We start from the raw sequence: 14,124 nt of genomic DNA, 5'->3' as shown, positions 1-14,124 counted from the left end.
TGGAATTTTTAACTTTAGGACTTTTCTCCAGAACAGGCTGCGGGCATGATCCGCGCCATGTCGACGCAAAGCACCTCCTCCGCCCTCACCGCCGATGACCATCTCATCCTGGTCGACGGGTCCACGTTCATTTTTCGCGCCTATCACGCGCTGCCGCCGCTGACGCGCAAGCCGGACGGGCTTCCTGTCGGGGCGGTTTCTGGCTTCTGCAACATGCTGTGGAAGCTGCTGCAGGAAGGCCTGACACCGGAGGAAGGCGACGAGCCCACCCATTTCGCGGTGATCTTCGACCATTCCGCGCAGACATTCCGGAACGAGATTTATCCGGAATACAAGGCCCACCGGCCGGACCCGCCGGAAGATCTGGTGCCGCAGTTCGGCCTTATCCGCGAAGCGACACGCGCCTTTTCGGTTCACTGCATCGAGCAGGAAGGCTTCGAGGCGGACGACCTGATCGCGACCTATGCCCGTGAGGCTGCCGAACAGGGCGCGCGCGTCACCATCGTTTCAGGCGACAAGGACCTGATGCAGCTGATCGGCCCGAAGGTGGGCATGATCGACACCATGAAGAACAAGACCTTCGGCGAAGCCGAGGTGTTCGAGAAATTCGGCGTCGGTCCCGACAAGGTCATCGAGGTGCAATCGCTGGCGGGCGACAGCGTCGATAACGTGCCCGGCGTGCCGGGTATCGGCCTGAAGACCGCGGCCCTTTTGATCAACGAATTTGGCGATCTGGAAACGCTGCTCGCCAAGGCAGACACGATCAAACAGAACAAGCGCCGGGAAAACCTGATCGAATTTGCCGATCAGGCGCGAATTTCCAGGCAGCTCGTCACTCTCAAGCAGGATGTGCCGGTCAAGGTGCCGGTGGGCGAATTGTCGGTTACCGATGTTGACGGACCCAAGGCGCTCGGCTTCCTGAAGGCGATGGGGTTCACCACCCTCACCCGGCGCGTTGCGGATGTGACCGGTGCCGATCTGGATACGGTCGATGCATCGGACCTCAAGGTTCCGGGATGGGATGTTCCGGACCACAAGGGCCGGATGATGGAGCGCGCAGCCGGCAGTGACAGCGCGGGTTCGGAAGCTGCAAAAACCCCGGGCGACGCTGATCCGGACAATTCCGGCCTTCTGGTACCGCAGACGGTTGCCGATGCACGCGCCCAGACGATCCGGGCGATCCCGGTCGACAGCAGCGCCTATGAAACCGTCACCAGCCTCGACCGCTTGAAGGAATGGTGCGACGCGGCCTTTGAAAAGGGCTACGTCGCCTTCGATACCGAAACGACATCGCTGGACGCCATGCAGGCAGAGCTTGTCGGTGTTTCGCTGTCCACCGAGCCCGGCAAGGCCTGTTATGTGCCGCTTGGCCACGTCGACGGCGAGGGTGATCTTCTTGGCGGTGGCGGTCTTGTCGAAGGCCAGATCCCGCTGAAAGACGCGCTGGAAGTGCTGAAGCCGATGCTGGAGGACCGTTCGGTTCTCAAGATCGCGCAGAACCTCAAGTACGACTGGCTGGTGATGACCCGATACGGTGTCGACATCACGCCTTACGACGACACAATGCTGCTGTCCTACACGGTCGATGCCGGCAAGGGCGGCAACGGCATGGACGAACTGTCCGAGCGCTGGCTCGATCACAAGCCGATCCCGTTCAAGGAAATCTGTGGCTCCGGCAAGTCGATGATCACCTTCGACAAGGTCGCCATCGACAAGGCAACCGCCTATGCGGCGGAAGACGCCGATGTGACGCTTCGTCTCTGGCTGATCCTGAAGCCGAGGCTCGCTTCCGAGCGTATGGCGACCGCCTACGAGACGCTGGAACGGCCGATGGTGCCGGTGCTTGCGCGCATGGAAAAGCGGGGCATCTCCGTCGACCGGCAGATGCTGTCGCGCCTTTCGGGTGAATTCGCGCAAGGCATGGCCGGCAAGGAAGCCGAGATTTACGAGCTGGCCGGTGAAAGCTTCAACATCGGTTCGCCCAAGCAGCTTGGTGATATCCTGTTCGGCAAGATGGGTCTTCCCGGCGGCAAGAAGACAAAGACCGGCGCCTGGTCGACCTCGGCGCAGGTTCTGGAAGATCTGGCCGCGGAAGGGCACGAACTGCCATCGCGGATCGTCTCCTGGCGCCAGCTTTCCAAGCTGAAATCCACCTACACCGACGCCCTGCCCGGTTACATCAATCCGGAAACGGGGCGTGTGCACACATCCTACGCGCTGGCGGCAACCACCACCGGGCGTCTGTCCTCGTCGGAACCGAACCTGCAGAACATTCCGGTCCGGACCGAGGAAGGCCGCAAGATCCGCAAGGCCTTCATTGCCGAAAAGGGTCACAAGCTGATCTCGGCCGACTACAGCCAGATCGAGCTGCGCGTCCTGGCGCATATGGCCGATATTCCTCAGTTGAAGAAGGCGTTCGACGACGGGCTGGACATTCACGCCATGACGGCAAGCGAAATGTTCGGAACGCCGATCGAAGGCATGGATCCGATGGTCCGTCGCCGGGCGAAGGCGATCAACTTCGGCATCATCTACGGCATTTCCGCATTCGGCCTCGCAAACCAGCTCGGCATCTCGCGCGGCGAAGCGGGCGACTATATCAAGACCTATTTCGAGCGTTTCCCGGGCATCAAGGACTACATGGAAGCGACCAAGAAGCAGGTTCATGCGAACGGCTACGTGACCACGATCTTCGGCCGCAAGGCGCATTATCCGGAAGTGAACACCAAGAACCCGAACATGCGCGCCTTCTATGAACGTGCCGCTATCAACGCCCCGATCCAGGGGTCTGCCGCGGATATCCTGCGTCGGGCGATGGTGCGCATGGAAAACCGGCTGGAAGGCTCAAAGTTGGATGCGCAGATGCTGCTGCAGGTGCATGACGAACTGATCTTCGAAGTGCCGGATGCGCAGGTGGAATCCACCATTCCGGTGATCAGGGACGTAATGGAAAACGCCTGCGATCCGGCGCTGAAACTCTCCGTGCCGCTTCAGGTCGACGCCCGCGCCGCCGACAATTGGGACGAGGCGCATTAGAACACGTCGCGTTTAACCTGAAAAATCCTACATCGCTTTTTGCGTTGAAATCTCTGATTTCAGACAGCGAGAAGCGATGCCGACAAAACGCGATTTGCTCTGGGTGCCTCAGTCCCGACAAGAGAGCAGGCCTCAGGCCTGCTGGGCACGGCGCCGGAACAGCGGCTGGATCAGCCGGCGATAGGCAAGCGCAAAGCCTGTGTAGAAGAGAAACACCGACGCCAGCGAGGCAAGTCCCGCGAGCGTTTGGCCGATGAAGCCATAGACCTCGCCGGTGTGCAGAAATCTCAGGAAGACCCTGGCGCGCCGGCCTGCCGGCTGGTCCTCGGCGCCGCCGACGCCCAGCACCTCGCCTGAAACCCTGGAGACCGTATAGGTCGTCTGGCGGAAAAGCTGGGTGCCGTTGCCTGTATCGACGGTCATCACCACACGTGCAGCCTGTCCGTTGGGCAATTTGACCGAAAGTGTTTGCCAGTCCGGTTCGGCTTGTTTCAGCGTTTCGGCAATGGCCTGCAGGCTGACGGCTTCACCCTGAGCGCGGTTCTGACCCTGGCGGTCTTCACTGGCAGCCTGGCCGGTTGCTGCGGGCGAAACCGGCCCGAAGACGGCGGCCACCATGTTGCTGGCCCAGGGATAGGAAATGACGACGCCGGAGACCACCACCGCAAACAGCGGTACGAGCGACCAGATGCCGAAGACATGGTGCCAGTTGTAGTCGCGTGCCTTCGCGGTCGGCAGGTTTCTGCGGAAGAGAAGGTTCAGCTTGACGATCCGCCACGTCCATTTCTTCGGCCACCAGAGATAAATTCCGGACACCAGAATGAACAGGAAGCCGAGATTGGCAGCACCGGTCACGGCCCGCCCAAGGCTGCGGTTTTCACCTGTAAGGGCAAACCAGCGGTGCAGCGCGGTCACCGTGCCAAAGAAGGATTTTGTGCCCTCCGCGGCATTGTCGATCCGCTCCCCGGTATAAGGGTTGAGCAAATGGTTCTCGCGGCGGCTGACCGAAAGTGTGGCCGGGGCGCCGTCCTGCCTTGGCAGGACCAGCGAATTGCCGGGTTGGCCGCCGTTGGCCAGAACGGCAGTTGCCAGTTCGTCGACAGAGAGGAGCTGCGCATCGGCCGGTTTTACGACTGCGCGGCTTTCCACGTAGGAGATGATTTGGCGCTCGTAGGTCAGGACCACGCCGGTGGCTGACATCAGGAGGATAACGAGACCAAAGGCGACCCCGACGACGAGATGCGCCCAGAAAACGATACGTTTGAAAGACATGGTGCTGCTGCCCGTTTCAGACCGGATTTGACGGTTGCCGGGTCCTCCTCCACCGGCTTCAACAGGCCTAAGCCGAAGATCTCGCTGCGTCAAAGGCAACAGCAGGGTATTTGGCCGAGAATTTGTAACCAGTTGTCGCTACCGCGAAGAACCGGGCACTTGGTGATTTCCGTCAGCAGCTCAAAAGCCCAGGGTTTCCGGGAGTCCACATCAGGTCCCGGTGCCAAAACCCTCAGGAGTGTCCCAAGCCGCATACAATTTGCCGCACCAAAGGCTGGACGGAAAAGGCTTCGATAGTGACGGAAGTGGGTGACAGGGAGATCTTGAGGAAGCGGTGCGAATTCACCCGATGACGAAATCCGGGGCGCGAGCAAGAAGCGCTGCCGCCTCTCGAACAGTGTTCTCCACGATCCTTGCCGCCGGTTGAACGGTGTTCACAAGATCGAGGGATTCTCCGGCAATCAGGGCGCGAACGGAATAGTCGTCCGGATCGGCAGCCTCATAGGTTTTCTGGATCTTGTGAGCCGCGCCGGACAAGCCTGCCGGGTCTTCCAACCAGGGGCGGGAAAACGCATTTTGGACAACCCGTCCTGTGAATTGCGACGGCCAGTCAAGACCGCGAGCAACGTCGAACACACTGGACCGGGCCGTGTCGTCCCCGTGCGCCTTGGTCAGGGCAACCTTGGCCTTTTCCGATCCGTTCGCCTCAACGCTTGCCCAGAAACGGGTCCCCATCATGACACCGTCCGCGCCCAGCATGAGAGCTGCTGCCAGTCCGCGCCCGTCCGCAAGCCCGCCGGCCGCCAACACGATTGTCTCCTTGCCAGCGGCATCGCGAACCGCGGGAAGAAGGGCGGACAGGCCCCGGTCCATGCCGTGACCGCCACCTTCCTGGCCTTGGGCGACGAGAACGTCCGTTCCGGCCTTCAGGGCCTGTTCGGCCTGGTCCAGTCGTTGCACCTGCCAGATGGTTGGAATTCCGCGCTCCCTGGCGGCCTTTATGATCGGTTCCGCGTCACCGAAGGAAACGAACAGGGCCGCCGGATTGCGGTCGAGGATCCGATCCACGAGGGCCGGTTTTTTCAGAAGACTCCAGGTGATGACACCAAGACCGACCCTCTGGTTTCCGGCCGCATCGAAGGCAGCGTCGATCCAGTCCGGGTCGCCGTAACCGGCGCCGATAATACCGAAGCCACCGGCGCGGCTGACTTCAGCGGCCAGACGACCATCCGAAATCCTGTCCATCGGCGCCAGCACGACCGGATGGGAAACGGCAAAGCGGCGGGTAAAGGGCGTGTCGAGCAGCTGTTTCATGCAGACACGCTGCCACGAAAATCATTTCAGGAAAAATGATTGAAGAAGGAATTTGATATCTCTAATTTGGATATTATGGACATCGTGCTTCTGAAAACACTGATGGCAGTTGCCGAGACAGGCTCCTTTTCGGGGGCTGCCCAGGCGTTGAATTGCGTGCAGTCGAACGTCACCTCCCGCATCCGGCGTCTTGAGGAACAATTCGGTCAGAAAGTCTTCCAGCGCAGCAAGGCCGGGGCCCGGCTGACGGAATTCGGTGAACAGGTTCATGCGCGCGCGATCGTGCTTCTGCAACAATTTGCGGCGGCCGAGCGCGATCTTCTGGAAGCTGCCGGGGCAGGTGCGCCGCTCAGGCTCGGCTCCATGGAAACAACGGCGGCCGTTCGCCTGCCTGCTCTTCTCAAACGTCTGAGGGACAAAAGCGCAGCACCGCTTTCCCTGACGACCGGCCCGACCGCAGACCTGCTGTCAAAGGTGTGGGATCAGAAGATCGATGCCGCCTTTGTCGCCGGGCCTGTCGACAAGGCCAGGTTTCAGGCGGTTCATGCCTTCAGCGAACAGCTTGTCTGCGCCATTGGTCCGGCCACTTCGGAGCAGGGCCCGCTGTTGGCCTTTCGCCATGGTTGCAGCTACAGGGCGGCGGCGCAGGCGTGGCTCGGCAGTATCGGCCAGAGCGACAGGGAAGTAACGGAAATGGGCACGCTGGAAGGAATTCTGGGCTGTGTGGAGGCCGGTCTCGGCTTCACGGTTGCTCCGGAAAGCGCTGTCCTGGGCTTTCGCAATGCCGACCAGTTGACGACGACCCCGCTCCCGCCGCCTTTTGGCGAAACCGTCACCTATCTTGTCTGGCGCGTCGACCGCAAACCGGTCGACGCGCACAGGAAGCTGCTGGAAATCCTGGCAGAACGGGCCTGAGGCTTCAGGCCGTCAGACCACCCGCAAATCCGGCTGCATCTTGCCCGCCAGCGCCGAACGCGGCGCAATGGCGTTCTGCAGGAGGTCGTTGAGATGCTCTTCCAGGTAATCGACGATGGGCGATTGCGTTGTCGACTGGGTGTAGATCGCGAGCTGTGTTGCCGGAAGCTTCGGAAAGCCATCCTGCTCCTTCAGGATCTTGAAGCCTTCCAGAATGGCTCCCGACGGCAGGCAGCAAAGGCCTGCACCCGACAGAACGGCTACCTGGGCGGCGGCAACGCTGGTGGTGGTGATGCGCTCGTACCACTGCCGTCCGGCGCGGGCGAGCGAACCGAAGGAGATTTCCCGGAAAGGGCAGGGTTCGGGAAACATGATCAATGGCAGCGGATCGGTTAGCGGGCAGTTGTCGCCAACCGCCCAGTGCAGCGGTTCCTCGAAAATCTCGACCGGCATCTGCTTGGTTGACGAGACAAGGGCTATTGCGAGGTTGATTTCGTTGTTGGACAGCATTTCGTGCAGTGTGGCGCTGTCGGCGACCGTCATCTCAAGTTTCACGTTGGGGTGAATGCGCACGAAATTGCAGAAGATCGATTGCAGCTGGCCGGTCGCATACCATTCTGGCAGGCCGACATGCACCGTGCCGGTCAGTTCCGGCGCAGACAGGCGCAACCTGGCTTCCTCGTGTGAGCGCAGGATTTCCGTGGCGTGTTGATAAAGGATACGCCCGGCGGGCGTGAGGTTCATTGTGCGCGCGCTGCGCTCGATCAGCGGTTTGCCAACCCGTTCCTCCAGACGCCGCAGCTGAGTGCTGACGCAGGGTTGTGTGCGGTTCAACCGAGATCCCGCATGTGTAACGTTGCCTGCTTCGGCAACAGCCACAAAGGCTTCCAGCAACTCGATATTAAAACGGCCTATGGTCATGTCCCTGCCTCCGTTTTAGCGCAAGACGACCGATGCGGTTTTCCGCCGGTCCAGCGCCACACAAGCATAACGTTCCATTATGGGGCGCTTCAATTATAAATTTAAGGGTCGGTAAAAAATCCCGTAATCCGAGAGTCTCTTTTGTCAAAACAGGTATCCGCCATGACTTTAGCGCTTTCCTATGGCCAGCCGGAGCATGGGCCAGATCACCAGACGACCGGCCCCCTTTCGCTGCAACAAAGAGTTCACAGGGCAATTGCCTGCCACACGGAATTCAGTCTCGATACGATCCTGACCCAGGACAACCGGGTGAAATACACAAACGAAGGCAGTTCGGAGACCGCAACCGGGCCTCTGGACGAGGTGTTTCAGCTGATGCGCCAGCTGAACGAGACCGGTATCGCATCGGACACGCTTGGCCGAATTCATGAAGACGGCAGGTCTTTTCGGGCGGCGCTGGAAGAAAGCTGCGGGCGGATTGCAACCGAGCTTGCAGGTGAGCGGCTGGTGTATGTCGAACTGGGGCCGGAGCCGGTCAAGACCGGGTTCATTCTCAAGACACTGCAGGGCCTGGGCGTCATCATAGATCGTTATATCGCCGTCGACATCAACCCGATGTCGGCTGCGCCGATGCGGGCAGCCCTCGCGGCGATCCTGCCGGACACTCCACTTGAGTTTGTCACCGCGCCTTTCGAGGCCTGCCGCCTGGAAGACATGATCGAAGACGGTGCGCCGCCCGCCCTCGTGACAATGCTCGGTTTTCAGGAAGGCAACGACGATCCGGCAGTGGTCAACGGTTGGCTGAGAGACATCACCCGGCCAGGAGACCTGCTGCTGTCCGAAAGCCAGCTCTACACCATCGAACAGACCGACAAGATCTCCGGTTTTTACGCCCACCCGGCCATGCAGCGGTTTTCGCGCATCGCGTTCGAACGGGCGGTGGACCGCAGTTTGCCGACGCTGAATCGCTTCTTTTTGCTGCCCGTCGTGTTCGAAGATGGCCAGAGTGCGCAAGTGGCCATTCTGGCCGAAGAATTCGCGCATTCAATCAGCGGAAGAAACTTGCATGTTTCCAACTTCTGCCTGAAACTCACGCGCGATCAGTATCGCTCGTACCGGCAGGAGGGTGGCCATTTCGAAATATTCGGCGAGAGCTACACGGATGACCAAACACTTCACTTCCAGCTCTCCCGCCGGGTTTGAGATGACCTTGGCACAGACCCGCGGTCTTACTGCCGCGGGCCTGGCCATCGTCGCTGTCACCTACGGACTGGCACGCTATTGTTTTGGCCTGTTCCTGCCGGAAATCCGTCAGGAATTCGCGCTGTCGCCGGAAACGGTCGGCCTGATCGCCGGTCTGTCCTATCTGGGTTATCTGGCGGCGACGTTCGTCGGTTCCTGGCTGTCGACGGTGTTCGAACCGCGCTTGCCGATCCTGCTCGGCGGCCTCGCCGCCACAACAGGCATGGCCATGATCGCCCTGGCCCAGACCCCGTTTGTACTGGCGCTTGGCGTCTTCGTTGCAGGAGCAAGCCCGGGCCTTTCCTATCCGCCCTTTTCCGATGTCATCGTGCGTCATACGGAACTCAGCCGGCAGAACAGCGTCTATGCCTGGATCAACTCCGGCACCGGTTTCGGCGTTGCCTTTGCCGGGCCGCTGGCTCTCTTCGCAGGTGGTGACTGGCGGCTCGCCTGGCTGGTTTTCGCGGTTATCGCCTTCAGTGTAACGATCTGGAACGCAGCCACCTTGCCCAGGCGCAGTGTGCATCTGGAACATGCCCGGCCCAGGGTGTCCGTCTGGATCCTTATGGATCGGACAGCGCGCGGACTGTTTGTCGCGGCATTTCTTTTCGGCATCGTCACAGCCGTCTACTGGACCTATGCCGTCGAACTCCTGACCATGCTGACGGGCAATCCACGAGACGCAATCCTGTTCTGGATCGTGCTGGGTATTTCGGGCGTTACCGGCTGCTTCGCCGGTGGTCTTGTCGATCGCTGGGGTTTGCGGGCTGCCTATCGTGTCCTGGCGGTTCTGGTCGGGACCGCAATCGGCACTCTGCCGCTGCTGGTGGAAACAAGACTCGGGATCTACGTGTCAGCGGCCTGTTTCGGCGTCGGTTTCATCGTGATGACCGCCCTTTTCGGCATGTGGAGCATGAGGTTGTTCCGGGAGGCACCGTCCATCGGGTTCGGCTTTACCTTCTTCCTGATTTCCCTGGGGCAGGGGGTCGGGCCCGTGCTGAGCGGCTTTCTCATTCCGGTTGTCGGCCATTCGGCGCTTTTCTTCGCAGCCGGGCTTCTGTGCTGCGGCCTGGCGGGCTTTGCCGCCGGAAAGCAGGCCGAAGGGGTCAGACCATAACAGCGGGTTATGGTGGCCAACGCCCACATAACCGCTATGTGCTGGCCTTTCCCGGAAATTGCAAGCATGTTGGCAGCACGCTATGATTGATGAACAGAATGCGATTGGATCGATGATACTCACCGCCGCCAACACCGCCGGGGCCAAGCTCGACATGGAGCTGTGTCGGGCCCTCTATGAAAAAGACCCGGACCGGCTCCTTGAACTTGTGTCCGACTGGCTGGAAACCAACGGTTTGCAGCCGAGTGAAGACTTTAAGGTGCCCGCTTATCTGGATGCTGTTCTGACTAGTGCCAACTTCACTGTTGCCAGCGGAAGCAAGCTGCGCGTGCTGGTCTCCTGACTGGATTGACCCCGTCTGTTCCATATTTGTTCTTGCGTCTTTTATCGACATATGCTTCGTTGACCTGCATCTGTAAGTAGAGGTGAATATGGTCAGCCGGATCACGACGGTCGCGTTTCGGGGCATCGAGGCAGTTCCGGTAGACGTGCAGGTGCATGTCGGGCCGGGCATGGTTGCCTTCACCATCGTCGGCCTGCCGGACAAGGCCGTTGCAGAAAGTCGGGAACGAGTTCGCGCGGCGCTTGCCGCTTCAGGCCTGGCCCTGCCGGCCAAACGCGTCACAGTCAATCTCGCCCCTGCCGACCTGCCCAAGGAAGGCTCGCATTACGATCTGCCGATCGCGCTGGGCGTTATGGCCGCCATCGGCGCCATACCGGCTGAATTTCTGGAAAGATACGTTGTTCTGGGCGAGCTTGGTCTCGACGGCACGCTTGCGCCTGTTGCCGGTGTCCTGCCGGCCGCCATGGGCGCCAACGGCATCGGCAAGGGCCTCATCTGCCCGGAAGCCAGCGGCGGCGAGGCTGCCTGGGCCGACGCAGACATGGACATTCTCGCACCTCGTTCGCTAATCCAGCTCGCCAATCACTTCAAGGGAACACAGGTGCTCTCCCGGCCGGTGGCCCGGCTGCGCGGCAATGCCGGTGTGCTGCCGGACCTTGCGGAGGTCAAAGGACAGGAAAGCGCCAGACGGGCGCTGGAGATCGCCGCTGCCGGCGGGCACAACCTGCTGATGACCGGTCCTCCCGGCTCCGGCAAATCCATGCTGGCGCAGCGCCTGCCATCCATCCTGCCGGCCCTGACCCCGCGCGAGCTTCTGGAAGTGTCCATGATCGCCTCGCTTGCGGGCGAGCTGGCCGAAGGCAAATTGACCGATCGACGCCCCTTCCGCGCGCCGCATCACTCCGCTTCCATGGCCGCCCTTGTCGGTGGCGGGATGCGCGCCCGGCCCGGTGAGGTCTCGCTCGCCCATAACGGAGTGTTATTCCTCGACGAGCTTCCCGAGTTCAATCCGCAGGTTCTCGACAGTCTGCGCCAGCCGCTGGAATCGGGCGAAGCGGTAATTGCCCGCGCAAACCACCGGGTCACCTATCCGGCCCGCATCCAGCTTGTGGCGGCCATGAATCCCTGCCGCTGCGGCCATGCGGGCGAGCCGGGCCACCAGTGCCGCCGGGGCGAGCGCTGCGTCACCGACTATCAGGCCCGGGTGTCCGGACCGCTGCTTGACCGGATCGACGTCAGGATCGAGGTTCCGGCCGTAACGGCGGCCGACCTGATCGGCCCCGCGGCCAGCGAGCCGTCCGCCGTCGTGGCTGCTCGGGTTGCTGAAGCGCGCAGCATCCAGGCAGAGCGTTTCCTGGAACTTGGCCTTGCCTGCCGCACAAATGCCCAGGCGCCTGCATCGATTGTCGAAACCATGACACGGCCGGACGACAAGGGGCTCGCTTTCCTGCGCGATGTCGCCGAGCGTCTTGCCCTGAGCGCGCGCGGATATCACCGCGTCCTCAAACTCGCCCGCACGCTGGCCGATCTGGACGGTGCGGATCAGGTTGGCCGCATTCACCTGGCGGAGGCCTTGAGTTACCGCGGCGAAGACATGTCCCGCAAGGCGGCGTGACAGCGTTGATCGTGAGACCGCGAGGATATGTCTGACGCAATGACAGCAGACGTCATCATCATCGGCGGCGGTGTTGCCGGGCTGAGCGCGGCCTGTTTTCTGTCCGGGTTTGCGCAAGTGACGCTTCTGGAGCGCGAGCCGGCGCTGGCAACGCAGTCTTCAGCCCGCACGGCAGGGCAATTCACGGCCGGCATTTCCGCCAACACCATGCGCGCACTGGCCGCGGCAAGCCGTGCGTTCTTTCAGGCGCCGCCGCCGGAATTTTGCGAGCAGACGCTTGTCGCGCCCCGCGGCTGCCTGACGGTTGGGGGTGAGGAGCATCGGCCTGTTCTGGACAGGCTGATAGCAAGGCTGCAGGAGGCCGGGTCGGACTGCCGGTTTGTTGACAGACAAGAGGCTTTGGCCCTGTTTCCGGCCCTCCGGCCGGAACGGGTACATGCGGGCGTTTTCGAAGCAGATGCAATGGATATCGATGTCGATCTGCTGCTGCAATCCTATCGCAAGGCGGCTGCTGCCAATGGCGCTCGCTTCGTCTGCAAGGCGGAAGTCACTTCCATCCGGCGGATTGCCGACACATGGCAGGTAACGGCCGGAGACCTGACCCTTTCGGCGCCCGTTCTGGTCAATGCGGCCGGGGCCTGGGCGGACCGGGTTGCGGATCTTGCCGGTGTCCCGGCGCTTGGCCTCAACGTCTTCCGCCGTTCGGCCTTCACGTTTCCGCTTCACCGTCAGGAAGCCGGTGTCTGGCCACATGTCACGACGGCCGATTACACCTGGTACGTCCATCCGCAGCCGCACGGCTTCACGGCGTCACCGGCAGAGGCTGATCCAGTTTCTCCGGGAGAGGTTTATGCAGATGATCTTCGCCTTGCAGAGGCGATCCATCATATCGGCATCGGCACCGAGCTGGCCGTGCCGCGTCCATCCGCAAGCTGGGCAGGACTGCGCACGTTTGCGCCTGATCGAAACCCTGTCTGCGGCGGATTTCCCGATCATCCGGGTTATTTTGTCAGCGCAGGCCAGGGCGGATGCGGGGTTCTGACATCCCCGGCGATGGGCAGGGCACTGGCGGCCCTCGTTGCCGGCCGGAACCTGCCGGGTGATCTGTCCGCCTGCGGTATCACACTGGACCAGCTTGCACCCGGACGGTTCCTGCAGGCCTGATCTTCTTCATTTGACAATGACGGCAATTTCCAGGAAAAAATTCCTCAAGCCAGTCGGGGTTCGGCAAGCCAGATAACCTGTAATGCCGGAGATACCCCTTGCGTTTTCTGTCCAGCCTTTGTTTTTGCGCAGCCCTGGTGCCAACCTTGTTGCCCGGCGCCCTGTCCGCTGCCGAGATCACCCACGCCATGGGCACCACCGAGGTGCCAGACACTCCGCAGAAGATTGTCGTTCTCACCAACGAAGGCACCGAGGCAATGCTCATGCTGGGCAAGACGCCTGTTGGGGCTGCGTCTTCCTGGTATGGCGATCCCTGGTACCCGCATCTGGGCGACCGGATGGCCGGAGTTGAAGTTGTCGGGACGGAGCTTGCGGTCAACCTGGAACGGCTGGCCATGCTTGAGCCGGATCTGATCCTCGGCAGCAAGAAGCGGCACGAGGAAATCTATCCTCAGCTCTCCGCCATTGCGCCCACGGTGTTTGTGATCAATGCCACGGATTTCAAGGACAACATGAAGCTCTATGCCAGCTCGGTCGGCATGGAAGCGGAAGGCGAAGCGCTTGTCAGTGCCTATGAGGCGGACGTTGCCCGGTTGCGCGCCGCCCTCGGCGAGAATGCCGGGGACACGGTTTCCGTCGTCCGTTTCGTGCCCGGCCAGCTTTACGTTTATCGCCATGACAGTTTCTCCGGTGTTGTGCTGAACGACATCGGCTTCAAGCGGCCCGAGGTACAGGCGCAGGACGGTCTGGCTCTTGCCGTCGGCAAGGAAAGCATCCCGAACATGGAAGCCGACCGGATGTTCTACCTGACATACGACACCGGCAATGGAGAGGGCACGGCCCTGGAGGGCGAGACGCTGAAAGACCCTCTCTGGGCCAATCTGGAAGTCGTCAAGGCGGGAAACGCCCACAAGGTCGATGACGGTGTCTGGGCAACGTCGCAGGGCATTCTTGCAGCCCGCGCAATGCTTCGGGACATCGCCCGGATCTACGGGACGGATGTCGACCTCAGTTCCAACTGAACTCCTTTGAAGCAACAGGGCCCGGATCAAGAGTTTTGACCCGGGCCACCTCGCCGTTCCGAGCTTCTGGCACGGAGCAGATATGATTGTCGGAGCGAAGAAATACAACCCGGCGTCTAAATCAGGTTGTATTTCAAAAGGATGCCGTCACACCACCGTGACG

At 61.2% G+C, this 14,124-nt stretch carries 11 protein-coding genes; 8 read left to right on the top strand and 3 right to left on the bottom strand.

What is annotated here, in order from left to right:
* Positions 1 to 45 precede the first annotated feature (45 nt).
* Positions 46 to 3,036: a DNA polymerase I gene (gene polA / locus B0E33_RS11895; RefSeq protein WP_077291333.1), complete on the top strand. Its 2,991-nt coding sequence runs from the start codon at positions 46 to 48 to the stop codon at positions 3,034 to 3,036.
* A 132-nt stretch (positions 3,037 to 3,168) separates the two neighbouring features.
* On the opposite strand, the gene B0E33_RS11890 is transcribed toward polA, so the two are convergent.
* Entirely contained in the window at positions 3,169 to 4,308 is a 1,140-nt protein-coding gene (locus B0E33_RS11890; RefSeq protein ID WP_077291332.1) for a PepSY-associated TM helix domain-containing protein, read from the bottom strand.
* A gap of 342 nt (positions 4,309 to 4,650) precedes the next feature.
* Positions 4,651 to 5,622: an NAD(P)H-dependent flavin oxidoreductase gene (locus B0E33_RS11885; RefSeq protein ID WP_156912393.1), complete on the bottom strand. Its 972-nt coding sequence runs from the start codon at positions 5,620 to 5,622 to the stop codon at positions 4,651 to 4,653.
* A 39-nt stretch (positions 5,623 to 5,661) separates the two neighbouring features.
* Here B0E33_RS11885 and B0E33_RS11880 point away from each other — a divergent pair, with 39 nt between their 5' ends.
* Entirely contained in the window at positions 5,662 to 6,537 is an 876-nt protein-coding gene (locus B0E33_RS11880; RefSeq protein WP_156912392.1) for a LysR family transcriptional regulator, read from the top strand.
* A 12-nt stretch (positions 6,538 to 6,549) separates the two neighbouring features.
* Here B0E33_RS11880 and B0E33_RS11875 read toward each other — a convergent pair whose 3' ends face one another.
* Entirely contained in the window at positions 6,550 to 7,458 is a 909-nt protein-coding gene (locus tag B0E33_RS11875; protein WP_077291330.1) for a LysR family transcriptional regulator, read from the bottom strand.
* A gap of 162 nt (positions 7,459 to 7,620) precedes the next feature.
* Between B0E33_RS11875 and B0E33_RS11870 the strand changes: the two genes are divergently transcribed.
* The 6 genes from B0E33_RS11870 to B0E33_RS11845 all read left to right on the top strand — a co-directional run bounded on the left by B0E33_RS11870 (position 7,621) and on the right by B0E33_RS11845 (position 13,961).
* Positions 7,621 to 8,661 carry a hypothetical protein gene (locus B0E33_RS11870; RefSeq protein WP_055660346.1) on the top strand — a complete coding sequence of 347 codons (1,041 nt, stop codon included), beginning with the start codon at positions 7,621 to 7,623 and terminating at the stop codon, positions 8,659 to 8,661.
* Positions 8,621 to 9,817, top strand: a complete 1,197-nt coding sequence (locus B0E33_RS11865) for an MFS transporter (protein WP_077291329.1) — start codon at positions 8,621 to 8,623, stop codon at positions 9,815 to 9,817. The genes B0E33_RS11870 and B0E33_RS11865 overlap by 41 nt, the downstream gene beginning before the upstream one ends.
* 82 nt (positions 9,818 to 9,899) lie before the next feature.
* A complete protein-coding gene (locus tag B0E33_RS11860) occupies positions 9,900 to 10,160 on the top strand; it encodes a hypothetical protein (RefSeq protein WP_077291328.1) in 261 nt (86 codons plus the stop codon).
* 88 nt (positions 10,161 to 10,248) lie between these two features.
* Positions 10,249 to 11,775 (top strand): YifB family Mg chelatase-like AAA ATPase, encoded by a 1,527-nt coding sequence (locus B0E33_RS11855; RefSeq protein WP_077291327.1) that lies wholly within the window; start codon positions 10,249 to 10,251, stop codon positions 11,773 to 11,775.
* Between the two features lie 39 nt (positions 11,776 to 11,814).
* Positions 11,815 to 12,939: an NAD(P)/FAD-dependent oxidoreductase gene (locus B0E33_RS11850; protein ID WP_077293251.1), complete on the top strand. Its 1,125-nt coding sequence runs from the start codon at positions 11,815 to 11,817 to the stop codon at positions 12,937 to 12,939.
* A gap of 98 nt (positions 12,940 to 13,037) precedes the next feature.
* On the top strand, positions 13,038 to 13,961 hold the full coding sequence (locus B0E33_RS11845; RefSeq protein WP_228148086.1) for an ABC transporter substrate-binding protein: 924 nt from the start codon (positions 13,038 to 13,040) through the stop codon (positions 13,959 to 13,961).
* The last annotated feature ends 163 nt before the right edge of the window (positions 13,962 to 14,124 follow it).

It is taken from the genome of Roseibium algicola (assembly GCF_001999245.1).
GTDB lineage: Bacteria > Pseudomonadota > Alphaproteobacteria > Rhizobiales > Stappiaceae > Roseibium > Roseibium algicola.
The sequence above is the reverse complement of the archived record's forward strand: the minus strand, read 5'-3'. Positions and strand labels throughout refer to the sequence as shown.